A 22503-nucleotide genomic window follows, 5' to 3' on the forward strand; every position below is an offset into this window, starting at 1 on the left:
GGGTGAAACGGAAGGGGCAGCTCACCTTGGAACGGACCGTGCCACCGGCTCCTTCGGACGCGACCACGCCGGCCGAGCCCGCCGCGGACGCGTGTCTCCCTGATGTCGCCGGGCTGCTCGACGGCATGCCCCGGCAGCGGAGCGAGGCACCGGCCGCCGACAGGCCGCGGGAAGCGGCGACGGCCGTCCCGGACCGCCGGTTCCGCGTGCCCCGTGTGTGGCGGCTGCTCCCCACCCCCACCGGGACACCCTTCACCTTCGGCTACGGCGCCGTCCTGGCCGTCGTCGCGCTGGTCGCCGCGCAGTTGGACCCCGCCCTCGTGCACACCCTGCACCAGGGCTCCAGCACCGATGTGGCACACCTGGTGCGGACACCCGTACTGGTACTGCTCGCCAGCGCGCTGTGGATCGCGGGCGGCATCCTCTCGCCGTACGCCCTGGCCCTGGTGTTCGTCCTCACCGCGCTGGAGCGCAGGATCGGCGGCGCGCGCACGGCCGGTGTCTTCCTGCTCGGGCATGTCGGGGCGACCCTCGCCACCGAGGTCCCGATCGGCTTCGCGGTCCTGTTCGGGCATCTGCCCGCCAGTTCGCTGCACCGCCTCGACTACGGCGTCAGCTTCGGTGTGGCCGCGAGCCTCGGCGCGCTGGCGGGGCTGCTCGGACCGTGGCTGCGCTGGCCGTTGCTCGCTCTCTTCGGCTGGATGCTGATGGCCGACCTGATCGCGTTCACCGACCCGATGACCGACTGGGGTCATCCGATCGCCCTGGCCATCGGCGTCGCGACCTGGCCGCTGGTGCGGCGCCGGTACCGCGCCCACCGGCCCGCTGCCGGCCGGCCCGTCGCGGGTTAGCGGCGGTCGGTCCCGAGTCGGTGTCAGGGGCCTTGCGGGGTCCAGACGTACGGCGTGGTCGTGGTCACCGCGTGGAAGCCGAGCCGGCGCAGGATGGGCGCGCTGTCGTCCGAGGCGTCCACGTGCAGATACGTGACCGCGCGGGAGACGGCGAGAGCGGCGCGTACGGCGACCAGGGCACGGTAGATGCCCCTGCCCCGCCACTCGGTGAGCGTGGAGCCGCCCCACAGGCTCGCGAACTCCGTGCCCGGGCGGAACACCAGCCAGGCGGCGCACACCACTTCGCCGTCCGCCTCGGCGACGTACACCGCGACGTCGTCCGGCGCGCCGGCGACCCGGCCGATCAGGTCGTCGGCGAGCCGGCTCCAGTCCTGACCCCACACCGCCGACTCCATCGCGGCGATCCGGTGCATGTCGGCGTCCGCCGTGACACGGCGCAGGGTGACGCCGTCCGGCAGCACGGGCTCCCCGGCGGCCAACTCCGCGGCCCGTCCGACCAGCACCGTCTCCCGTTCCTCGGGCACGAAGCCGGCCGCGCCGAGCCGTGCGGGCAGGTCGGCCGGGGTGTCGTGGGAGCGGGTCTTCCACTCGACGGCCTCGCCGCGCGCCGCGAAGAGGTCACGCTGGCGCGCGATGAGTTCGTCGAGCGCGTCGCCGTCCACGCCGAGGTCGCGCGGCCCGCTCACGAACCCGCGGAACTGGCCGACGATCCGCAGCAGCGGGCCGTCCTGCTCGTAGGTCACCCCCGCGGGAGGGGCCGGGGGAGCGCCGCGCATCTGGTCGTCGTAGGCGGAGAGGAGGGGGTGCGTGTCTGCAGTGGTCAAGCTCGGTCGGCCTTTCGGTTGTCCTGGCTGAACTGGCTGAACTGGCTGAGCCGGCTGCCCTGGCCGTCCTGGTCGTCGTCCCGCAGGGCCGGGAAGAGAGGGGCGGGGCCGGGTGTTGTCCGTGAGGCAGTCGGTGGGAGCCTCCGCGCGTGCGGGGCGGTCACCGGCGCAGCATGACAGAGGCCGTCCCGGGCCGCCTCCGGGTTTCCCGCGGGCGGTGACGGACGGTCACACGGCGTCCGTACCCACGAACTTCGCACTGGTGAGCGGAGCTTCCACATGCCAGCCCAGGGACTCGTACAGCGCCCGGCCCGCCGGCGTCCCCGCGAGCACGCCGGTCTCCGCCCCCGTGGCGGACGCCGCTGCCTGGAGCGTGCGCATGACGAAGCTGCCCAGTCCCCGCCGCTGATGGGCGGCCACGGTCTCGATCTGGTCGAAGACGGCGGTGGCGCCGGTCGGGACGACCTGACCGCGGGCCGCGAGGGAACCGTCGGGCGCGGCGAGGAGCACGCGGGTGACGCCGCCGACGGACCAGGTGCGCAGCCGGTATCCGTGCGGGGTGCCGGCCTGTTCCGCAGGTGCGGACAGCGGGACCGTCATCAGGAAGCCCGGCTCGGGATCCACCCACCAGCCCTCGCCGAGCCAGCCCCCGACCACGGCCGGGTCGTGGAACACCTTGAGCCACACCCCGGCCCCCGTCACCCCGCCCGCCACCTTGCGCACGACCGCCTCGTCCACGGCGTCGCCCAGCGCGTCGAAGACGTGCCGCGACACCTGCGCGACCTGCCCCACGTCGACGGTGAACCCCCACGGCTCACGCTCCGGCGCCGCCGCCCCGCGGGACACGACCCAGCCAGTCACCCACGCCCGCACCACTCCGTCCACGGTATCCCCCTCTGTAATGGTCGCTTGCGCTATGTGTCTATTACTCGATGACCTTAGGTCCGGAACCGTGGATTCCGGCAGTCGTGATCGCCGACAGCGAACAGACGCTCGGGCGGGGAACATTCAAAGGCTCATGTGCATTGAGTCGGCATAGCTCAACTTGACTGCCTAAGGGGAGATCATGCCTTCGACGTCCACACCGCTCACTCTGCCTGTGCTGCCGCTCGACGACGAGGTCGTGCTGCCCGGAATGGTGGTTCCGCTGGACCTCAATGACACCGACGTCCGCGCCGCGGTGGAGGCCGCCCAGGCCGCCGCCCGCTCGGAACCCGGGAAGCCCAAGGTCCTGCTGGTGCCACGGATCGACGGGACCTACGCGAGCACCGGTGTGCTCGGCACCGTCGAGCAGGTCGGCCGGCTGGCCGACGGCGACCCGGGCGCGCTCATCCGCGGCCGGGGCAGGGTGCAGATCGGTGCGGGGACCACCGGCCCGGGCGCCGCCCTGTGGGTCGAGGGGACCACGGTCGAGCAGACCGTCCCCGAACCGCTGCCCGGTCATGTCGCCGAACTGGTCAAGGAGTACAAGGCCCTCGCCACCGCCTGGCTGCGCAAGCGCGGTGCCTGGCAGGTCGTGGACCGGGTGCAGGCCATCGACGACGTGTCCGCGCTCGCCGACAACTCCGGTTACTCACCGTTCCTGACCACCGAGCAGAAGGTCGAGCTGCTGGAGACCGCCGACCCGGTGGCCCGTCTCAAGCTCGCCACCCAGCAGCTGCGCGACCACCTCGCCGAGCAGGACGTCGCCGAGACCATCGCCAAGGACGTCCAGGAGGGCGTCGACAAGCAGCAGCGAGAGTTCCTGCTCCGCCGTCAGCTGGAAGCCGTGCGCAAGGAACTGCGCGAGCTCAACGGCGAGCAGGAGGGCGAGGAGTCCGACGACTACCGCGCGCGCGTGGAGGCGGCCGACCTGCCCGAGAAGGTCCGCGAGGCGGCCCTCAAGGAGGTCGACAAGCTGGAGCGGTCCAGCGACCAGTCCCCGGAGGGCTCCTGGATCCGCACCTGGCTGGACACCGTCCTCGAACTGCCGTGGAACGAACGGACCGAGGACCAGTACGACATCCAGGGCGCCAAGGAGATCCTCGACGCCGAGCACGCGGGCCTGGAGGACGTGAAGGAGCGGATCACCGAGTACCTGGCGGTGCGCAAGCGCCGCAACGACCGGGGCCTGGGCGTGGTCGGCGGGCGGCGCGGCGGTGCCGTACTCGCCCTCGTAGGGCCGCCCGGGGTCGGAAAAACGAGCCTCGGTGAGAGTGTGGCGCACGCCATGGGCCGCAAGTTCGTCCGCGTCGCCCTCGGCGGTGTGCGGGACGAGGCGGAGATCCGCGGCCACCGGCGGACGTACGTCGGCGCGCTGCCCGGCCGGATCGTGCGGGCGATCAAGGAGGCCGGTTCGATGAACCCGGTCGTCCTGCTCGACGAGATCGACAAGGTGGGCTCCGACTTCCGCGGCGACCCCGCGGCGGCCCTCCTGGAGGTCCTGGACCCGGCGCAGAACCACACCTTCCGCGACCACTACCTGGAGGTCGAGCTCGATCTGTCGGACGTCGTCTTCCTCGCCACGGCCAACGTGCTGGAGGCGATCCCGGAGGCGCTGCTCGACCGGATGGAGCTGGTCCGGCTCGACGGGTACACCGAGGACGAGAAGATCGTCATCGCCCGTGACCACCTGCTCCCGCGCCAGCTGGAGCGGGCGGGGCTCGCCGGGGACGAGGTCGTCATCGAGGAGAGCGCGCTGCGCAAGCTCGCCGGCGAGTACACCCGCGAGGCGGGCGTACGCACCCTGGAGCGGTCCGTCGCGAGGCTGCTGCGCAAGGTGGCGGCCCAGCACGAACTGGGCGAGCGGGAACTGCCGTTCACCATCACGGACGAGGACCTGCGCGGTCTGATCGGCCGGCCGCACCACGTGCCCGAGTCGGCACAGGACCCCGCGGAGCGCCGTACGGCGGTCCCCGGCGTCGCGACCGGACTCGCGGTCACCGGTGCGGGCGGGGACGTGCTCTTCGTCGAGGCGTCGCTGGCCGACCCGGAGACGGGCGCGGCGGGTCTGACGCTGACCGGCCAGCTGGGTGACGTGATGAAGGAGAGCGCGCAGATCGCGCTCAGCTTCCTCAGGTCGCACGGCGCCGAGCTGGAGCTGCCGGTCGGCGACCTGAAGGACCGGGGTGTGCACATCCACTTCCCGGCCGGCGCGGTCCCCAAGGACGGCCCGAGCGCGGGCGTCACGATGACGACGGCGCTGGCGTCCCTCCTGAGCGGTCGCCTGGTCCGCACGGACGTGGCGATGACCGGCGAGGTCTCGCTGACCGGACGGGTGCTGCCCATCGGCGGCGTGAAGCAGAAGCTGCTCGCCGCGCACCGCGCCGGGGTGAGCACCGTCATCATCCCCAAGCGCAACGAGGCCGACCTGGACGACGTCCCGGCGGAGGTGCTGGACAAGCTCGACGTCCACGCCGTCACCGACGTCCGCCAGGTCCTGGAGCTGGCGCTGGCCCCGGCCACGAACGGGACGGCGTCGGAGGTTCCGGTAGCGGCGTGACGCCGTGGTCCCGGCGGGCCCAGCGCCCGCGGGGTGCCGGATGAGGTGAGGGCCCGGGTTCTCGTGAGGGAGGCCCGGGCCTTCACCGTGCGCCGGGGCGGGTCAGCCGTTGGCGAGCGCCTGTACGCGGTCCAGGGCGCCGTTGAACCGGTCGTGGTCGCCGACCGTCGGGCCGGTCGAGGTGTACTGCCACATGGTGTACGTGCTCCAGCCGGCCGGGAGGGTGCCCGCGGACGAGGCGTAGCGGGCGATCCACAGCGGGCTGGCGGAGAAGCCGCCGTAGTTGCCGGTGCACTGGGTCCACCAGCTGGTCGCGGTGTAGATGACCGCGTTGCGGCCGGTGCGCGCCTTGTACTGGTTCAGGAAGTCACGGATCCAGGTGACCATCCCGCTCTGGGACTTGCCGAAGCACGCGTCGCCGTACGGGTTCCACTCGATGTCGAGCGCGCCGGGCAGCGTCTTGCCGTCCCGGGACCAGCCGCCGCCGTGATCGACGAAGTAGTCGGCCTGCGTCGCGCCGCTCGTGGTGTCCGGGGTGGCGAAGTGGTAGGCGCCGCGGATCATGCCGACGTTGTAGGAGCCGCTGTACTGCTGGCTGAAGTACGGATTCGTGTAGTACGTCCCCTCGCTCGCCTTGGTGTACGCCCAGCGGACGCCGCTGCTCCACAGGGTCGACCAGGAGACGTTGCCCTGGTAGCTGGCGACGTCGACACCCTCGGTCTGGGCCGCTCGGGTGCCGGAGGGAAGCCCGCCCTGGCCGTCGTGCGCTACGACGCCCATCCCCATGTGGGCGGAGCCGCGGGCCGGGGTGGCGGTGGAGGTGGCGTCGGGAGCCACGGGAGCCACGGGGGCTACGGGAGCCTCGGTGGCCGAGGCGGGTGCGAGGTTCGGCAGCGAGAACGCGGTGAGCAGGAGTCCGGCGAGGAAAAGGCGCCGGGGACGTATCGGTCCTGGTCTGTGCACGGGCATGGCGTGCCTCCGAAGGCTCGGTGATGCTCGGTGGGGGAACAGGGAAGACCGTGCCGGGCCGGCGTGGGCATGCCGGCAGTTGCTCGGTCGGGACGCTACGTACGGGACCGGAGGGTGGGAAGAGGGCCCGGGAACTGCCGTTGGTCCAGCCCTGCGAAATACTTATGGAGCTGCGGCGATGGTGCAATCCGGCGGAAACTTTCACGAGCGGGAAATTCAGGGCAGGGGCTGACGTGCACGAAGACGGAAACGGCGGCGGGGGCCGGGGTGGGTCCGGCATGGCGCCGGGCGGTGTGGACCAGCCGGGATTCCTTGCGCTCGAACGCGAGTTGACCGTCCTGCTGCGTCGCGCCCGGGCCAACCAGGGGGAGATGGCCCGCGAGGTCCACCCCGACCTGGAGTCGGCGGCGTACGGGCTGCTCGTCCGTCTGGATGAATGCGGCCGCCAGCGCGCCACCGAGCTGGCCGCCTACATCGGCGTCGGCAAGGCCACGATGTCCCGCCAGCTGCGCGCCCTGGAGGACCTGGGCCTGGTCGCCCGCGAACCCGACCCGGCGGACGGCCGTGCCTGGCTGGTCGACCTCACCCAGGAGGGCCGCTCCCGGGTACAGCGAGTCCGCGACGCCCGCCGCGCCCGCTACGCGGGCCGCCTGGCCCACTGGAACCCGGACGAGGTCACCGAACTGGCCCGACTGCTGCACCAGCTGAACCGGGGCATGGAGAAGTAACCCACCCCTCCGGCCACACGCGTCGTCCCGCCGGGCGGGTCGCCGGGCGCCCCACGATCGGTGGGTCCGGCGGCAGCGGACCATCCGCGCGGTGCTTCGCCGCCGACGGACCGCGTACGTGAGGCGCCCACCGCAGCCGCCCGGCCGCCTCGCCATCCCGTCGAGCGGGGTCGCCGGTGCCGACCGGGCTGGTCCCCGGGGGAGTCGTTCGAGGGCCCGGGGGACGGATCGTCCACCCTATGGACCGGCTGCCCGGCCGACCGGCCGAGTCACCGACCCGCTGACCGGCCGACCAACCGACTCACGCGACTCACGGCCCCGCCGACCGGCCGCTCCATCCCCCAACCGCCCGGCGCGCACCACCCACCGCCCACCCGGCTCAGCCGCATCGCCCACACGCCTGCCGACCCGTACCGCTCAGCAGGGCGCATCGGTCACAGCTCCGCGTACACCACCGTCGCGTCGTCGTGGGTCTTGCTGTGGCGCAGGTGGGTTCGGGTGTGGGCGTCCGCCTGCTCCAGTTCGCGGACGCGGTCCACCAGTGCCTGTGCCCCCTGCTTGCGCACGAGGGTGAAGCAGTCCCGCCAGCTGCCCTCGTGGAACTTGTCCACCCAGCGGGTCGCCCCGTCCGTCAGGGCCAGCAGGGTGCGCACCGACGACCGAGGCAGCGCTCCCGTCACCGCGCGCCCGGCCACCGACGGATCCGCGGCCGCCGTGAAGAAGCCGCCCTCCTTGTTGCGGAGGTTGGCGTCGATCAGCGCGTCCGTCGCCAGCGCGGTGCGCGGCAGGCGCGACAACCGGTCGTCCAGATACGGCGTCACCGTGCCGTCGGGCCCCTCCACCAGCAGTGCCGAGTCCGACAGGACGAGGTACTCGACCGACTCCGGGGACCACCGCGCCATCACCACCGTCGCCTGTGGTGTACGCGGGTGAGAAAGGTCACAACCTTCACCATGTGTCTCAGCTGTGCGCGCGATCGCCCGGGACAGCACCTCGGCCGGCGGAACATCCATGAGCGAAACGGCCAGTTCGGTCAGCGCCCCGCCCAGCCGGGCGGTGAACCAGGGGACCGAATGCAGACAGCCCGTCGGACCGGCGGGCGGGGTGACCCCGTCGAGGGCGACCAGTACGCCGCCCTCTCCTGAAGCGGGAAGCGCGACGCTCGCGAAGTCCTCGTTGGGCCGCTGGACATCGCCGGGTTCCGAGACAAGTTCCGTACGCATTCGGCCAGTCTGCACGAGCCCTTCACAAGCTTCGCCAAAGAGTGCCAACGGTCGCGGAATTGACGCAGCCGCGCAGGTCAGGCGCCAGGTTTGGGCTGGAATGGTTCACTCCGTGCGAGCGTGTCGGCGAATATTGCCACCGGTCCTCGCCGACGTCCAACCGGCCTGCCGCGCAAGCCCCGTGCGCGTGCCGCGGGAACTTGCCCGCCAACTCTCCTACGGGGTTCACTCCTTCGGGTGGCGGCTCAGGCGATGCGCGGCCACCGCCCACCGGCGCTGGGAGGGTCGGGAATCGTACCCCGGTGTGCACACCAGTTGACGGAGCGTCACCCCGGGCCCATGGGATTCACGAGTTCAGGAATGCGAGCAGCGGTGCAGAAGACGCGGCCTCGTCGCACAGGCAAGCAGACGGCCTCCGGCCACGGCGCGGACCCCACGTCCGGCGCCCCCGAGACCCCTGTCGGCAAGGGCCGCCCCACTCACGTCCGCACCCGGCTGATCCTCGCCGTCGCCGTCGTGGCCGCCGCGATCGCCGGGGCCGGCGCCCCCTCCCTGGTCACCGCCTCCGAGGACCTCCACGACTCCCAGAACCTGGTGACGCTCGCCGAGCAGACCCAGGACGCCCTCGACCTCGCCCACGCGCTCGCCGACGAACGCGACGAGGTCACCTCCTACATCGCGGCCGGCCGCCCCAAGTCGAAGGCGCCCGGCGAGCAGTCGAGCGCCCGCGTCGACCGCCAGGTCGAGGAACTGCGCGCCGACACCGACCTGTCCACGACCCTGCGCGCCGACCTCGACGACATCGCCGCCGTACGACGCTCCGCGCTCACCGGAAAGAGCACCGCGCTCCAGGCGCACAACGCCTACTCCGCCGCCATCACCGAGCTCCACCGGCTCGCCGAGGAACTGGCCGAGAAGACGCCGGCCCGCGCGGGCTCCGGCGCCTACTCCCTCGCCGAGCTCGACTCCGCCGTACAGCAGGCGGCCGCGACCCGCGGACTGCTGCTCGCGGCGCTCAGCCTGCCGACGACGACCCAGAGCGTCTACGACCCGATCACCGGCCTGACGAGCACCAAGAAGGTCTCCTCGAAGGCCGACGCCGAGCAGCGCGACGCGCTCAGTGCCGCCGCCCAGCAGGCCCGGCTGCGCTCCGACGCGGCCCTCGCCGACTTCCAGGACTCGGCGCCCGCGGCGGCGAAGGCGAGCTACGACTCCACGGTCACCGGCCCCGAGGTCAACTCCGCCGACAAGTACCTCGCCGCCCTCACCGACCAGCCCACCTTGTCCAGCGGCGAACTGGGCACCGGCACCACCAGGCTCGACGAGGCGCTCTCCGCCCGTGTCGACCTCATGCGCGGCGCCGAGTCGGCCCTCTTCGAGCGCCGGGTCAAGACGCTGGAGCAGCTGCGCGACGACGACGTCACCGCGCTGGAGCTGCGCGTCGCGATCCTCGGCGCCCTGATGCTGTTGACCGTCGGCATCGCCACCGCCATGGCCCGCACCCTCACCCGCCCCCTGTCCGTGCTGCGCCGCGGCTCCGCCCGGCTCGCCGGGGCCGAGGACCCCACCACCGAGGAAGCGGTCTCCTTCACCGGCCGCAACGACGAGTTCGCCCAGGTCGTCCGTTCCGTCAACGCCCTGCACGCGCACGCCGCGGCGCTCGCCGAGCGGATCACCACCCTGGAGGCCGACCGCAAGCACCTGGTCGGCCAGCGCCAGAAGATGGCGGACGCCCGCGAGCAGCTCAAGGGTGAACTCGCCGACTCCGTCGCCCAGTTGGAGCGGCTGCGCACCACCATCGGCGCCACCTTCGTCAACCTCGCGCTGCGCACCCTCGGCCTCGTCGAGCGGCAGCTCGCCGTCATCGAGAGCCTGGAGGAGCGCGAGCAGGACCCGGAGCGCCTGGCGACCCTCTTCAAGCTCGACCACTTCGCCACGGTCATGCGCCGCCACAGCGAGAACCTCCTGGTGCTGGCCGGCACGGAACACGTGCAGCAGAGCGCCGGGCCCGTCCCGCTCGTCGACGTCGTCCGTGCCGCGGTCAGCGAGATCGAGCGCTACGAGCGCGTCCGCATCGCCGCCCTCCCGCCGCACGCCCATGTGGCGGGCTTCGCCGCGGACGACCTCTCCCACCTGCTGGCCGAACTGATGGAGAACGCCACCTCGTTCTCCCCGCCCGACCTGCCCGTCGAGGTCTCCGGCTGGCTCCTGGAGAGCGGCGAGGTGATGCTCTCCGTCCAGGACGAGGGCATCGGCATGACCGCCGAGCGGATGACCACCCTCAACTCCCGCCTCGCCGAGTTCGATCCCGAGGCCGCCTACGAGTCGTACGACGAGGGCGGCGAGGGTCTCGGCCTCGGCCTGTACGTCGTGGCCCGCCTCGCCCACCGGCACGGTGTGCGCGTGCAGCTGCGCGAGCAGAAGCAGGGGGGTGTGGCCGCGGTGGTGGTCCTGCCCAAGCCGCTGCTCACCGCCGCGCCCGCGTCCGCCGTACCGGCCGCCGGCTCCGGCCCGGTCACCGGCGCGGCTCCCTCCTTCTCCCTCCCCGGCGCCGACGCGGAGGTCAACTCCAACGTCCTGAGCGGCCGTGCGAAGGGCGGCGACCCCCTGGTGGACCTGGCCGAGAAGGCCGTACGCCACGCGGAGGCGGAGTCCCCGGCCGAGAAGGCCGTACGCCACGCGGAGGCGGAGTCCCCGGCCGAGACCACCATGGAACTCCTGGCCCCGGTCCCGGCCCAGGGGGAGCCGGACCCCGTCCACGAGGAGCCGGCGACCCCCGAGCCCGCGATCCCCGAACCCGCAGCCGCCGAACCCGCAGCCGCCGAACCCGCGGCCCCCGAGCCCGCGGCCCCCGACCTCGCAGTCGCCCAACCCGCGACCGCCGAGGCCGAGACCGAGCACACCCGCGCCGACGAGGAGCCCCTGACCGACAAGGGCCTCCCCAAGCGCACCCCCAAGATCACCGCCCCCACCACCCCGGCCCCACGCCGGCGCAACGCGTCCGTGGACGCCGACGCACTCCGTCGCAGGCTCGGCGGTTTCCGCCAGGGGGCGGAGGCCGGCCACCGTGACGTGGAGGCCGAGATCAAGGAACAGACCGGCGAGACCAAGCTGCCGGCCGCACCACAACGCACCGCGTCCGAAGAAGCCACGGGGGGCACAGCCGAGGAGGCAAGCAGTTGACCGCGCCCAGTACCTTCGGTCTGAGTCGTGAGGCCCGCAATCTCCACTTCCTGCTGACCAACCTCGTCGAGGAGGTCCCCGGCGTACAGTCCGTCGCCGTCGTCTCCTCCGACGGCCTGCTCCTGCTCTCCTCCGACGCCGAGCGGAACGCGGAGGCACGCGAGGCCCGGGACGGGAAACCCTCCGGCCCGCGAGGCTCGTCCGCCGACCTCGCGACCATCGTCTCCGGCATCGGCAGCCTCACCCTCGGCGCCGCCAAGCTCATGGACTTCGGCGCCACCAAGCACACCATGATCGCGATGGACGACGGCAGCCTGTTCGTGATGTCGATCAGCGACGGTTCGCTGCTCGGCGTGCACGGCGCCGCGGACTGCGACATGAGCGTGGTGGCGTACCACATGGCACTGTTCGTCGGCCGCGCGGGACACGTCCTGACCCCCGAACTCCGCAGCGAGCTGCGCCAGTCGCTGGAGAACGACGAGACAGGGAGCGCCCGATGACGAACAGGCCCGAGCTCCCGGTCCGCGGCGGCGACCGCAAGGCCGCCCGGGTACGCCCGTACTCGCTCACCGGCGGCCGTACCCGCTTCGGCCACGTCCTGCTCGTGGAGACGTTCGTCGCGGCTCTCGAAGCTCCCGAGGAGCGCAAGGAGCTGACCAACGGCTCGCTGCGCTCCACGGTCATGCCGGAGCTGCGGGCCATCGTCGAACTGTGCCGCCGGATGCGCACGGTGGCCGAGATCGCCGCGCTGCTGAAGATGCCGCTCGGTGTGGTCCGGGTGCTCCTCAGCGACCTCGCGGACCAGGGAAAGATCCGTGTGTACGGCACCGGGACCGGTCACGGTACCGGCCGTCCCGACCGCGCTCTGCTGGAAAGGGTGCTGAATGGACTCCGTCGCCTTTAGCGACACCGCGTTCCAGGACACCGACGACGACCTGAAGTCCTGGCAGACGGACCGCACCCGGGCCCCCATCGCCACCAAGATAGTCGTGGCCGGCGGCTTCGGCGTCGGCAAGACCACCCTCGTCGGCACCGTCTCGGAGATCGAGCCCCTCCAGACGGAGGCGCTGATGACCGAGGCCAGCGAGGAGGTCGACGACCTCACCGGCACCCCGGAGAAGGTCACCACGACCGTGGCCATGGACTACGGCCGCATCACGCTCGACGACGACCTGGTCCTCTACCTCTTCGGCACCCCGGGCCAGGAGCGGTTCTGGTTCATGTGGGACGACCTGGTGCGCGGCGCGATCGGTGCGGTCGTGCTGGCCGACACCCGCCGCCTCAAGGACTCCTTCCCCGCGCTCGACTACTTCGAGAGCTGCGGACTGCCGTACGTCGTCGCGGTCAACCACTTCGACGGCAGCGAGCGGTTCGAGCCCCAGGACGTGCGGGAGGCGCTCAGCGTCCCCCCGCGCATACCTGTCATGATCATGGACGCGCGGCGGAAGATCTCGGTCCTCGAGACCCTCCTGTCCCTCGTCGGCCACGCGCTGGACGAGACGCCCGAGTAGCCCCCCTCAGACGCCCGAGCAGCCCCTTAGGAGCCAGCACCCGCATGCGGAAGATACTCGTCGTCGGAGCCGGCCAGTCCGGACTCCAGCTCGCCCTCGGCCTCCAGTTGCACGGGTACGAGGTCACCCTGATGTCCAACCGGACGGCGGACGAGATCCGTTCCGGCCGGGTCATGTCGACGCAGTGCATGTTCCACACGGCACTCCAGCACGAGCGCGATCTCCAGCTGAACTTCTGGGAGTCCCAGGCCCCGAAGATCGAGGGACTCGGCGTCTCGGTGGCGGCCCCCGGCTCGTTCGACCCGGGGCCCTCGCAGCGCGCGATCGACTGGCTGGGCAGCCTCGACGGGTACGCGCAGTCGGTCGACCAGCGGGTGAAGATGGCCGGCTGGATGGAGACGTTCGCGCAGCGCGGCGGCCAGCTCGTCATCCACGGCGCGGCGGTCGGCGACCTCGACTACTTCTCCCGCACCTACGACCTCGTGCTGGTCTCGGCGGGCAAGGGCGAACTGGTGTCGATGTTCGCCCGCGACCCGGAGCGCTCCCCGTACAGCGAGCCGCAGCGCGCGCTCGCCGTCTCCTACGTCCACGGCCTGGGCCCGCGCCCCGAGCACCCGGACACCGAGGCCGTACGGTGCAACCTCGTCCCCGGCGTCGGCGAACTGTTCGTCATGCCGACGCTCACCACCTCGGGACGCGCCGACATCCTCTTCTGGGAGGGCATACCCGGCGGCCCGCTCGACGTCTTCAACGGCGTGAAGGACCCGGCGGAACACCTCTCCCTGACCCTGGAACTCATGGAGAAGTTCCTGCCCTGGGAGTACGCGCGCGCCACGCACGTCGAACTCACGGACGCCGGCGCCACCCTGGCCGGCCGCTACGCGCCCACCGTGCGCAATCCGATAGGCCGCCTGCCCGGTGGGGGACTGGTCCTGGGCGTGGCCGACGTCGTCGTCGCCAACGACCCGATCACCGGGCAGGGCTCCAACTCCGCGTCCAAGTGCGCGGCTTCCTATCTCGCATCGATCCTCGACCAGGGCGAGAAGGAGTTCGACGAGGAGTGGATGCGGGGGACCTTCGAGCGGTACTGGGCCACGGCCCAGCACGTCACCAAGTGGACCAACGCGATGCTCGGCCCGCCGCCGGAGCACATCCTGAACCTGATCGGCGCGGCGGGACAGCTGCAGCCGGTCGCGGACCGCTTCGCCAACGGCTTCGACGACCCGGCGGACTTCGAGAACTTCTTCTACGACCCGGAGAAGACGGGCGCCTACCTGGCTTCGGTGACCGGGGCCTGACCGTCGTCGGGGGCGGGGAGCGCCGGCGGCTGCGCGTGTGTCGTGGCCGGTCGCCCGGTTCCCCGCGCCCCCGATGGGTCATCCGGACGGACGGCTCCGAGGATCGGGTGGGACGCGATCGGGGAGACCTTCACCTTCTCGCCCGTTCTCGGGGCCTCGATGACGTGCCCCTTGCCCACGTACATCGCCACGTGCGTGGCCTCGGGGAAGTAGATCACCAGGTCGCCCGGGCGCAGGTCCTTCAGGTCGACCCTCGGCAGCCGGGCCCACTGCTCCTGGCTGGTCCTCGGGATCGGGGAGCCGGCATGGGCCCAGGCCTGGGACGTCAGACCCGAGCAGTCGTACGTCCGCGGGCCCTCCGCGCCCCACTCGTACGGCTTCCCGAGCTGGCGCCGGGCGTACTCCAGGGCCTTCTCGCCCTCGGCGGTCGGACCGCGCTCCTCGTCGCCGAGGGCGCCCGAGGTCGTCAGCTCCTGCTGGGCCTTCTCGACGCCCTTCTCCTCGAACTCGGCCAGCCTGGTGAGCTGTTCGGCGGTGAGGGAGGCCAGGAGTTCCTCCACTCCGGTGAGCTTGTCCCGTACGTCGTCCCGGTCCTCCTTCTGCCGGGCGGCGAGGGTGAGCTGGTCGTCCAGGGCCTTGCGGGCCTTGCGGGCGAGCTCGTCCGCGCGGCGCTCGGCGCCGGTCAGGGCGACCACCCGCTGCGCCCGCTCCCGGGCCAACTGGCCGATGACATGGCCCTGTTCGAGAGCGTGCTGGGGATCGTGGGCGAGCAGGAGACGGACGTACGGCGAGATGTCCGTGACGCTCTGGTACTGCTGCCGGGCCAGCCGCCCCGCGGCACCCCGGCTGTCGTGCAGGGAGAGCCGGGCCCGGGAGAGTTCGGTGTCGAGGCGGGTCACCTCGGCCCGCTTCGCCCTCAGTTTCTCCTCGGTGGCGTTGTAGGTCTCGGTGGCCTCCTCGGCCTCCCGGTACAGCCGCTGAAGGTCCGTCAGCAGATCGGCGACGGATCGCTCGCGCGGCTCCGGTTCCGGTACGGCCGCCGCGGGCAGCGGTGCGAGGACGGTGCCGGCCGCCACGGCCGCCGTACACACCAGACGCAGTAGCCTTCCTGACACGTCATCACCTCCCGTGCGGAGCAGCCCCTCTGTTCCGCACGGCGAGCATCGGACGGCGCCGGCGACTTCGCGCGCCGGGTGTGGGCGGTTCGGCGCAACCTCGTCACCCGTCGGTGTCGGACGGCCTGTCGGGCTTGGACCAGGGCCATTTCAGCCCCTCGCCCGACCTGCCCTCGGGGTCGTACTCGTACTTCCACCCCTTCTGGATCCCCAGCCTGGTGTGGCCCCTCGGAACACGGCGGTAGACCAGCACGGAGGGCGGGCCGCCGGCCGCGTCGGGGACGGGGATGCGGTACGTCTTCGGCGGGTGGCCCGTGGGTCCCAGCAGCACGGGCAGCACCCGGCCGTCCATGGGGCCGCCCTCGAAGGGGGTGTCTTCGCTCTTCACGGCACCAGTGTCAGCCATCCGCCGCGAGGGCCGTGACCAGCGCGGCGGTCTGCGGGTCACGGTTCGCGGTCACGGAGAGCACGGCGACGAACTGCTCGACCAGCCAGTCGCGCAGTTCCTCCACGGGGGGCTGCTTGTCCTCGTCGAGCCAGATCAGGGAGGCCGCCTCCACCGCGGTGATCCACATCCGTACGGTCATGCGCAGCCGCAGGCCTGGTTCGCTGACGCCGAGATGTCTGAGGATGTGCTCGGCCGCGGCCCGTCGTACGCCGTCGACGATGGCGGTGGTCCGGGACGTCTCGACGACGCTGCCGCCCTGGAGCAGGGCGCTGAAACCGGCGTCGTGCTCGTCGACGAAGGAGAGATAGCGGTCGAGGGCGCGGGAGAGACGGACGAGGAGGGGCCCCTCCCGGGGCTCGTCGAAGCACTGCTCCAGCTCGTCGGCGGCGGTCCTGAGCGCGGCCTCGTAGAGCTGCTGCTTGCCGCCGGGGAAGTACCGGTAGACGAGGGGCCGGGAGACTCCGGCCGCCTCCGCCACGTCGTCGAGGGAGACGTCCTCGGGGGCGCGGTGCGCGAACAGTCCCAGGGCGGCGTCGAGAAGCTGGGCGCGGCGTTCCTCGACGCTGAGGCGACGGTAGGCGGGGGCGGATGGGGTCATGCCTCGAAGGGTAGTCGGCCGTCCGCGGCGCCGTTGTGGCTGGTCGCGCAGTTCCCGGTGCCCCTGGACGAACTCGGCCGGACCGGCTGAAGGACCGCGGGGAACTGCGCGGCCGGCCCCCGCCGGCCCGCACCCGACATCAGGCCAGCAGCCCCGACGACCTCCACAGCCGCCGCCCGACACCCCTCAGAACACCAATGTCGTCCAGGAAGTCGGTCAACTTCTTCGCCCCGGTCTGCATGACCTCCCGCCGGTGCCCGCTTGCGCGGACCTGCGCCAGCGCCTCCCGCTGGTCCAGGCCCACATTCGTGTAGACCTCCGGATTCACGAAGGCGACCGAGAACACCCGCGCGAACTCCCCGGACGTGACCCGGGTGAACTCCTGCGACCACCGCGGAGCGGTCAGCATCTGGCGCCGCAGCTCCTCACGGGCGTACCGCACATGCCGGGCCTCCTCCACCACGTGGATCCGCGTCACCCCCCGGACCAGCGTCTGCACCCGCTCGTCCGGGAACGTCAGCCGCTGCATCCAGTCGAGGATCTCCTCACCGAGCAGCGTCGCCGTGAAGGATCCCGGTGTCGTGGAGATCGTCTTGAACAGCCGTCCGAGCTGCTGGTGCGCCCGGCTGACCGGATACCAGGGTGTCTCGCCCCGGGAGATCAGCCGCGCGAACATCTTGGAGTGCCGGCACTCGTCCTCGATCTCGGTGAGGGCGTACCGCACATGTGCGCTCGTGGCCGCCTTGTCGTAGATGTGGCGGCACAGCAGCTGCATGAGGATGATCTCGAACCAGATCCCCAGCGAGGCCAGCGCCGCGGCCTCGTGCTGGGAGAGCAGGATCCGCTGCTCCTCGCTCATCCGCTTCCACATCGGGGTGTCGTAGAGCGAGACCAGTTCCGGCGGCCAGAACCACTTGCCCTCCTCGAAGGGCGCGTCCCAGTCGAGTTCCTCGTCGGGGTCGAAGGAGTGCTTCCTGGAGGAGTCGAGCAGTCGCTCGGCCACCTGCTCCCGGTCCTTGAGCAGACCGAGCGCGTCACGCAGCCCTTCGAGCGCGTCGACATCTGTCAGACTCGTCATGGGTCTTATGAGACTGGATGTCAGCAAGACCGTCAATCCCTTGCGCAGGACTTGTTGACCCGGCGTCTACAAAGGGGCAGCCTGCGGGACATGCCGACTTTCGACCTGTACGCCACGGATCCCGGAGACCCCCACTGGCAGGTGCCGGCGACGGGCATGGCCCGCTTCAGCTGGGAGGCCATGTTTGTCGGCCAAGAGAACGGCTCCGGCCGCGACCGCCTGCTCGCCCTCTACCAGAAGGGCAAGGACAAGCAGTGGGACGGGCAGAAGCGCATCGACTGGAGCATCGAGGTCGACCCCCATGACCCCCTCGGCACCCCCGACGAGTCCATCTCCCTCTACGGCACCAAGTACTGGACGAAGTTCACCGACCGGGACAAGGGCGAGCTCCGCAAGCACCTCGCCTCCTGGCAGTTCAGCCAGTTCCTGCACGGCGAGCAGGGCGCGATGGTGTGCGCCGCGCGGATCGTGGAGTCCGTACCCGACCTCGACGCCAAGCTCTACTCGGCGACCCAGGTGATGGACGAGGCGCGGCACGCGGAGATCTACGGCCGCTTCCTCGACGAGAAGATCGGGATGCTGTACCCGATCAACGACAACCTGCGGTCCCTGTTGGGCGACACACTGAGCGACTCCCGCTGGGACATGCCCTACCTCGGCATGCAGGTCCTCATCGAGGGCCTCGCGCTGGCGGCCTTCGGCATGATCCGCGACACCACCGACAAGCCCCTCCCCAAGCAGATCCTCGCCTACGTCATGCAGGACGAGGCCCGGCACGTGGCCTTCGGCCGCATGGCGCTGCGCGACTACTACAAGCAGCTCACCGACGCCGAACTGCGCGAACGCGAGGAGTTCGTCATCGAGGGCTGCCACCTGATGCGCGACCGCCTGCGCGGGGTCGAGGTCCTGGAGAACTTCGGCATCCCGAAGGCGGAGGCCGAGGAGTACGCCGAACGGTCCGAATTCCTCGCCCTGTTCCGCCAGTTGCTCTTCTCCCGGATCGTCCCCTGCGTCAAGGACATCGGCCTGTGGGGCAAACGCCTCCAGCAGGCCTATGTCGACATGGGCGTCTTCGAGATGGGCAACTCCAACCTCGACCTCCTGATGGCCCAGGACGAGGAGATCGCCGAGAAACTGGGCGCCGAGCGGTTCGCGGCGGAGGAGCGGGAGCGCGTCGCCGAGGTCACGTCGGCGATCGAGGCGGGCGGCACCCCTTAGGCCCGGCGTGCGGATCCATGAGCCGTGACCGGTCCGCGGGCGCGGTCGGCCGGTGTCACACGGAGCAGCCGAGGTCGTCGGGGATCTCCAGCGCCGTGACCGGCTCCGCGCCCTGCGCCGGGAAGAGGTTCCGCAAGGTGAAGGCGTACGGGGTCGGGCCGTTGGTGCGCAGGTGCAGCAGGCGGGACTCCGCCTCGGCGACCGTGGGGCGGTGACCGGCCGGGACCCACCACAGGGCCACCATCGCCTCCTGGACCCGCTCGAAGAACTCCCTGCGGCGGGCCAGCATCGCGCGGTGCCGGCCCTGGTACATGTACGCCGTCAGCGCCTCGGCGTCCCGCCACACCGACATGTTGATGATCAGCCACTCGTCGCCGAACACGGCGATGTCCGTCGCGTCGCCGGCGTCGCCCTCCAGCCGCCAGACGAAACCGTCGGCGGCGTCCGCGTCGGCGTTCACGGGATCGAGGTTGTCGACGAAGTCCTTCAACTGCGCGGAGTCCAGCGGGGCCTTGAGACGGCCGATGTTCACCTGGGCGAGTCGGTACGCGTTGGCTTCAGTCATGGACCGAACGGTAGGTCGGTCCTCGGGCGGCGCTCAATCCCCGTCTCACTCCTTGGAGTTCAGCACCGCCTCCATCACCGAACGCGCGATCGGCGCCGCCACCCCGCCCCCGGTGATCTCCCCCCGGTCCGCCGACCCGTCCTCCACCACCACGGCCACCGCGACGCTGGGCTCCATGTCCCGCTCGCCCTGCGCCCACGCCACGAACCAGGCGTACGGCGTCCCGGAGTTGCCGATGCCGTGCTGGGCCGTGCCGGTCTTGCCGCCGACGACCGCGCCGGGGATGGCGGCATTGGTGCCGGTGCCCTCGGTCACCACCTGGGTCATGAGCTCCTTCAGCCGTGCGGCCGTCGCCGGATGCATCGCCTGCCGCACCGGACGCGAGCCCGCCGTGGCCACCGTGGCGCCGCCGTCCGTGGTCGTCCGCTCCACCAGATAGGGCGGGCGGATCTGCCCGCCGTTGGCGACGGCCGCCGAGACCATCGCCATCTGCAGCGGGGTCGCACGGGTGTTGTACTGGCCGATCGACGACAGCGCCAGCTGTGCCTTGTCCACGGTCGGGTCGAACGTGCTGCGGGCCACCGAGAAGGGGATCCGCAGCGCGTAGTCGTTGAAGCCGAAGGCGTGCGCGGTGGCGGTCATGTCACCCACCCCCACCTCCACCCCGAGCTTCGCGAACACCGTGTTGCACGACCACCGGAACGCCTCCCGCAGGGACAGGTCCTCGCAGCCGTCCGACTCGTTGGTGAGCGAGGTGGTGGTGCCCGGCAGCGTGTACGGCGCCGGCGAGTCGGTCGGCGCGTCCACGTCCGTGACCACCCCCGCGTCCAGTGCGGCCGCCGCGGTGACCACCTTGAACGTGGAACCCGGCGGATAGGTCTGCCGAACCGCCCGGTTGAGCATCGGCTTGTCCGCGTCGCCGTTGAGCCGCGCCCAGGACCGGCCCACCCCGGGGTCGTTGCCGGACAGCACCCCCGGGTCGTACGACGGCGAGGACACCAGCGCGAGGACGCGTCCCGTCGCCGGCTCCAGGGCCGCCACCGCGCCCTTGCGCCCGCCGAGCCCGTGGAAGGCCGCCTTCTGCGCGGCCCCGTCGAGCGTCGTGACGACGTTTCCGCCGGGGTTCCGTCTCCTGGTGAACTCGTTCCACAGCGGGAACGGCGTCAGCAGCGGGTCCGAGCCCGACAGGACCGCGTCCTCGGTGTGCTCCAGGAAGGTCGTGCCGTACTCCTGCGAGGCGAAGCCGGTCACCGGCGCGTACAACGGCCCGTCTGCGTACGTCCGTTCGAAGCGGAGCTGCTCCCCGGTGTCCCGGGAGCCGGTGACCGGCCGCCCGCCGACCAGGATGTCGCCGCGCTCCCGGCCGTAGCGGGCGATGGTCTCGCGGCGGTTGGCCGGGTTCTCGTCGTGCGCGCGGGCCTGGAAGACCTGGACGCGGGTGGCGTTGACGAGGAGCGCCATGAACAGCAGGGCACAGAAGCAGGCCGCGTGCCGCATGTAGCGGGTCATGCCGGGGCCTCGGGTCGTCACGGGGTCTCCTTGCCGTCGTACTGGCCGCGGGCCGAGTCGCTCACCCGGATCAGCAGGGCGACGATCGCCCAGTTGGTGACGACCGACGAGCCGCCCTGCGCGAGGAACGGCATCGCCATGCCGGTGAGCGGGATCAGGCCGCCGACCCCGCCCGCGATCACGAACACCTGGAGGGCCACGATCGAGGCGAGGCCGATCGCCAGGAGCCGCCCGAACGGGTCGCGCAGGGCGAGGCCCGCCCGGTAGCCGCGCTCCACGAGGAGGGCGTACAGCAGGAAGATGGCGCACAGGCCCGCCAGGCCCAGTTCCTCGCCCGCCGTCGCCAGGATGAAGTCCGACTTCGCGGCGAAGCCGATCAGGACGGAGTGGCCGAGCCCGAGCCCGGTGCCGAGGATCCCGCCCGCCGCGAAGGCGAACAGGGACTGCGCGAGCTGGTTCGGCCCCCGGCCCGCCTCGATCGACGCGAACGGATGCAGCCAGTCCTCCACCCTGCTGTGCACATGCGGTTCCAGCCAGCCCACGGCGAAGGCGCCGACGGCGGCCAGCAGCAGGCCCAGCGCGATCCAGCCGGTGAGGCCCGTGGCGACGTACAGCAGCACGACGAACAGCCCGAAGAACAGCAGCGAGGTGCCGAGGTCGCGTTCCAGGACCAGGACCCCGACGCTGATCAGCCAGATGGCGAGCAGTGGGCCCAGCACCCGGCCGGTGGGCAGCTGCAGTCCCCAGAACCGGCGCCCTGCGAAGGCCAGCGCGTTGCGGTTGGCCGCGAGGTACGCGGCGAAGAACACCGCCAGGAGCACTTTCGCGAACTCGCCCGGCTGGATGGAGAACCCGGCGATCCGGATCCAGATGCGGGCCCCGTTCACGGAGGGGAAGAGGATCGGGAGGATGAGCAGGACGAGCGCGGCGGCGACGCAGACGTACGCGTAGCGCTGGAGCACGCGGTGGTCGCGCAGCATCAGTACGACCACGATGAACAGGGCTACCCCGACCGTGGACCACACGAGCTGGGTCGGGGCCGCGCGGTCGCCGGGCGTCTCCAGGTCGAGCCGGTAGATCAGCACCAGGCCCAGGCCGTTGAGCAGCACACCGATGGGCAGCAGCAGCGGATCGGCGTCCGGTGCCCGCCATCGCACCGCCAGATGGGCGACGAGCGCGAGCACGCCGAGCCCGGCGCCGTAACCGGCGGCGCCGGGCGGGACGGTGCCGTTCCTGGCGAGGCCGACAGCGCAGTAGCCGTACACGCACAGCAGGACGGCGAGGACGATGAGGGCCAGTTCGATGCCACGGCGGCGGGGCAGGCGTACCGCGGAAACGGGGGCGTCCGCGGGGGCCACGACGGTTCCGGCCTTGGTCATGTCCGGAACTTACCCAAATAGGGCGTGATGTCTGCCTAGCCTGCGCGGGGTGTCAGCACCAGCGTGGCGAGGTCCCGAGATCCTTGATGTACCGGGCCGAACCCCAGGCCCAGGTGCCGTCCGTGAGGAGGTACCACTGCCGGTTGCCCAGGATGTTCTGGCCGTTGGTCTTGCAGAAGATCGTGACGACCTCGCCCTTGCCGGCCCACCGGATGATCTGCCCGCCCCGGTTCGGCGCGGCGCGCAGCGCGAGCGAACTGGCCGTCACGACGCCCTTGTACAGGCGCGCGTTGTGGCTCTGGGTGTGCCCCGCGTCGTTGCGGGCGGCGCTCGGCCCGTCGTCGGCGACGGCGGGCGCCGCGAGGGCGGTGACGGCGAGGGCGGCGGCGGTCACGGCTATGGAGGAACGGGAGCGCAGGGACATGGGGAGACCTCCGTGAGGGGGGTGCAAACCTGACTATTCGCCACGTTAGGAGGCGTGCTCACAGGTCGCCCTTTCAAGTGGGCCATAGGAGAAGCGCCCGG

At 71.5% G+C, this 22503-nt stretch carries 21 protein-coding genes; 9 read left to right on the top strand and 12 right to left on the bottom strand.

Going from position 1 to position 22503, the window contains the following annotated elements; translation table 11 throughout:
* The first annotated feature begins 26 nt into the window (after positions 1-26).
* Positions 27-851, top strand: a complete 825-nt coding sequence (locus IOD14_RS07365; protein WP_212669909.1) for a rhomboid-like protein — start codon at positions 27-29, stop codon at positions 849-851.
* Between the two features lie 23 nt (positions 852-874).
* Here IOD14_RS07365 and IOD14_RS07370 read toward each other — a convergent pair whose 3' ends face one another.
* Both IOD14_RS07370 and IOD14_RS07375 read right to left on the bottom strand, forming a co-directional pair.
* Positions 875-1627 (bottom strand): GNAT family N-acetyltransferase, encoded by a 753-nt coding sequence (locus tag IOD14_RS07370; RefSeq protein WP_123992874.1) that lies wholly within the window; start codon positions 1625-1627, stop codon positions 875-877.
* Between the two features lie 276 nt (positions 1628-1903).
* Positions 1904-2560: a GNAT family N-acetyltransferase gene (locus tag IOD14_RS07375; RefSeq protein ID WP_123991618.1), complete on the bottom strand. Its 657-nt coding sequence runs from the start codon at positions 2558-2560 to the stop codon at positions 1904-1906.
* A 181-nt stretch (positions 2561-2741) separates the two neighbouring features.
* Here IOD14_RS07375 and lon point away from each other — a divergent pair, with 181 nt between their 5' ends.
* Positions 2742-5156 (top strand): endopeptidase La, encoded by a 2415-nt coding sequence (gene lon, locus IOD14_RS07380; protein WP_212669910.1) that lies wholly within the window; start codon positions 2742-2744, stop codon positions 5154-5156.
* Between the two features lie 102 nt (positions 5157-5258).
* On the opposite strand, the gene IOD14_RS07385 is transcribed toward lon, so the two are convergent.
* A complete protein-coding gene (locus IOD14_RS07385) occupies positions 5259-6125 on the bottom strand; it encodes a lysozyme (RefSeq protein WP_212669911.1) in 867 nt (288 codons plus the stop codon).
* A gap of 233 nt (positions 6126-6358) precedes the next feature.
* Between IOD14_RS07385 and IOD14_RS07390 the strand changes: the two genes are divergently transcribed.
* Entirely contained in the window at positions 6359-6853 is a 495-nt protein-coding gene (locus tag IOD14_RS07390; RefSeq protein WP_123991621.1) for a MarR family transcriptional regulator, read from the top strand.
* A 434-nt stretch (positions 6854-7287) separates the two neighbouring features.
* On the opposite strand, the gene IOD14_RS07395 is transcribed toward IOD14_RS07390, so the two are convergent.
* Positions 7288-8076, bottom strand: coding sequence for a protein phosphatase 2C domain-containing protein (locus IOD14_RS07395; RefSeq protein ID WP_123991622.1), 789 nt, complete (start codon positions 8074-8076; stop codon positions 7288-7290).
* Positions 8077-8448: 372 nt separating this feature from the next.
* On the opposite strand from IOD14_RS07395, the gene IOD14_RS07400 reads away from it, so the two are divergent.
* From IOD14_RS07400 to IOD14_RS07420, 5 genes are read left to right on the top strand one after another with little or no spacing between them, the layout of a single operon-like run.
* Complete coding sequence (locus IOD14_RS07400; protein ID WP_212669912.1) at positions 8449-11259, top strand: nitrate- and nitrite sensing domain-containing protein; 2811 nt, start codon at positions 8449-8451, stop codon at positions 11257-11259.
* A complete protein-coding gene (locus IOD14_RS07405; protein WP_123991624.1) occupies positions 11256-11759 on the top strand; it encodes a roadblock/LC7 domain-containing protein in 504 nt (167 codons plus the stop codon). The genes IOD14_RS07400 and IOD14_RS07405 overlap by 4 nt, the downstream gene beginning before the upstream one ends.
* Complete coding sequence (locus IOD14_RS07410) at positions 11756-12163, top strand: DUF742 domain-containing protein (protein ID WP_123991625.1); 408 nt, start codon at positions 11756-11758, stop codon at positions 12161-12163. Before IOD14_RS07405 ends, IOD14_RS07410 begins: the two co-directional genes overlap by 4 nt.
* Positions 12144-12770 (top strand): ATP/GTP-binding protein, encoded by a 627-nt coding sequence (locus tag IOD14_RS07415; protein ID WP_123991626.1) that lies wholly within the window; start codon positions 12144-12146, stop codon positions 12768-12770. Before IOD14_RS07410 ends, IOD14_RS07415 begins: the two co-directional genes overlap by 20 nt.
* Positions 12771-12814: 44 nt before the next feature.
* The gene (locus tag IOD14_RS07420) at positions 12815-14068 is read left to right on the top strand and encodes a styrene monooxygenase/indole monooxygenase family protein (protein WP_212669913.1); all 1254 of its coding nucleotides are present in this window, start codon (positions 12815-12817) and stop codon (positions 14066-14068) included.
* On the opposite strand, the gene IOD14_RS07425 is transcribed toward IOD14_RS07420, so the two are convergent.
* From IOD14_RS07425 to IOD14_RS07440, 4 genes are all read right to left on the bottom strand, one after another.
* The gene (locus tag IOD14_RS07425) at positions 14041-15183 is read right to left on the bottom strand and encodes an NlpC/P60 family protein (RefSeq protein ID WP_212669914.1); all 1143 of its coding nucleotides are present in this window, start codon (positions 15181-15183) and stop codon (positions 14041-14043) included. The two genes, IOD14_RS07420 and IOD14_RS07425, sit on opposite strands and share 28 nt — an antisense overlap.
* A gap of 103 nt (positions 15184-15286) precedes the next feature.
* Entirely contained in the window at positions 15287-15571 is a 285-nt protein-coding gene (locus IOD14_RS07430; RefSeq protein ID WP_123991629.1) for a hypothetical protein, read from the bottom strand.
* A gap of 10 nt (positions 15572-15581) precedes the next feature.
* Positions 15582-16229, bottom strand: coding sequence for a TetR/AcrR family transcriptional regulator (locus IOD14_RS07435; RefSeq protein WP_123991630.1), 648 nt, complete (start codon positions 16227-16229; stop codon positions 15582-15584).
* Between the two features lie 139 nt (positions 16230-16368).
* Entirely contained in the window at positions 16369-17307 is a 939-nt protein-coding gene (locus tag IOD14_RS07440; protein ID WP_123991631.1) for a diiron oxygenase, read from the bottom strand.
* A 90-nt stretch (positions 17308-17397) separates the two neighbouring features.
* Here IOD14_RS07440 and IOD14_RS07445 point away from each other — a divergent pair, with 90 nt between their 5' ends.
* On the top strand, positions 17398-18525 hold the full coding sequence (locus IOD14_RS07445; protein WP_212669915.1) for a ferritin-like domain-containing protein: 1128 nt from the start codon (positions 17398-17400) through the stop codon (positions 18523-18525).
* A 55-nt stretch (positions 18526-18580) separates the two neighbouring features.
* Here the strand turns inward: IOD14_RS07445 and IOD14_RS07450 are convergent, their stop codons facing one another.
* Genes IOD14_RS07450 through IOD14_RS07465 form a run of 4 tightly spaced genes read right to left on the bottom strand, consistent with a single transcriptional unit; the run spans position 18581 to position 22402 of the window.
* Positions 18581-19090 (bottom strand): DUF3291 domain-containing protein, encoded by a 510-nt coding sequence (locus tag IOD14_RS07450; RefSeq protein WP_123991633.1) that lies wholly within the window; start codon positions 19088-19090, stop codon positions 18581-18583.
* A gap of 45 nt (positions 19091-19135) precedes the next feature.
* Positions 19136-20599 carry a penicillin-binding protein 2 gene (locus IOD14_RS07455; protein ID WP_123992875.1) on the bottom strand — a complete coding sequence of 488 codons (1464 nt, stop codon included), beginning with the start codon at positions 20597-20599 and terminating at the stop codon, positions 19136-19138.
* Between the two features lie 17 nt (positions 20600-20616).
* Entirely contained in the window at positions 20617-21978 is a 1362-nt protein-coding gene (locus IOD14_RS07460) for an FtsW/RodA/SpoVE family cell cycle protein (protein WP_212669916.1), read from the bottom strand.
* A gap of 52 nt (positions 21979-22030) precedes the next feature.
* A complete protein-coding gene (locus tag IOD14_RS07465; protein ID WP_212669917.1) occupies positions 22031-22402 on the bottom strand; it encodes an SH3 domain-containing protein in 372 nt (123 codons plus the stop codon).
* Positions 22403-22503 lie beyond the last annotated feature (101 nt).

It is taken from the genome of Streptomyces sp. A2-16, from assembly GCF_018128905.1.
Classification (GTDB): Bacteria; Actinomycetota; Actinomycetes; order Streptomycetales; family Streptomycetaceae; genus Streptomyces.

What these genes read in the sequence shown, in the direction of transcription:
- IOD14_RS07460 (WP_212669916.1), bottom strand. Translation starts at nt 21,978, where the DNA reads ATGACCAAGGCCGGAACCGTCGTGGCCCCCGCGGACGCCCCCGTTTCC.
- IOD14_RS07385 (WP_212669911.1), bottom strand. Translation starts at nt 6,125, where the DNA reads ATGCCCGTGCACAGACCAGGACCGATACGTCCCCGGCGCCTTTTCCTC.
- IOD14_RS07370 (WP_123992874.1), bottom strand. Translation starts at nt 1,627, where the DNA reads ATGCGCGGCGCTCCCCCGGCCCCTCCCGCGGGGGTGACCTACGAGCAG.
- IOD14_RS07410 (WP_123991625.1), top strand. Translation starts at nt 11,756, where the DNA reads ATGACGAACAGGCCCGAGCTCCCGGTCCGCGGCGGCGACCGCAAGGCC.
- IOD14_RS07445 (WP_212669915.1), top strand. Translation starts at nt 17,398, where the DNA reads ATGCCGACTTTCGACCTGTACGCCACGGATCCCGGAGACCCCCACTGG.
- lon (WP_212669910.1), top strand. Translation starts at nt 2,742, where the DNA reads ATGCCTTCGACGTCCACACCGCTCACTCTGCCTGTGCTGCCGCTCGAC.
- IOD14_RS07415 (WP_123991626.1), top strand. Translation starts at nt 12,144, where the DNA reads ATGGACTCCGTCGCCTTTAGCGACACCGCGTTCCAGGACACCGACGAC.
- IOD14_RS07435 (WP_123991630.1), bottom strand. Translation starts at nt 16,229, where the DNA reads ATGACCCCATCCGCCCCCGCCTACCGTCGCCTCAGCGTCGAGGAACGC.
- IOD14_RS07420 (WP_212669913.1), top strand. Translation starts at nt 12,815, where the DNA reads ATGCGGAAGATACTCGTCGTCGGAGCCGGCCAGTCCGGACTCCAGCTC.
- IOD14_RS07395 (WP_123991622.1), bottom strand. Translation starts at nt 8,076, where the DNA reads ATGCGTACGGAACTTGTCTCGGAACCCGGCGATGTCCAGCGGCCCAAC.
- IOD14_RS07440 (WP_123991631.1), bottom strand. Translation starts at nt 17,307, where the DNA reads ATGACGAGTCTGACAGATGTCGACGCGCTCGAAGGGCTGCGTGACGCG.
- IOD14_RS07455 (WP_123992875.1), bottom strand. Translation starts at nt 20,599, where the DNA reads ATGACCCGCTACATGCGGCACGCGGCCTGCTTCTGTGCCCTGCTGTTC.
- IOD14_RS07450 (WP_123991633.1), bottom strand. Translation starts at nt 19,090, where the DNA reads ATGACTGAAGCCAACGCGTACCGACTCGCCCAGGTGAACATCGGCCGT.
- IOD14_RS07465 (WP_212669917.1), bottom strand. Translation starts at nt 22,402, where the DNA reads ATGTCCCTGCGCTCCCGTTCCTCCATAGCCGTGACCGCCGCCGCCCTC.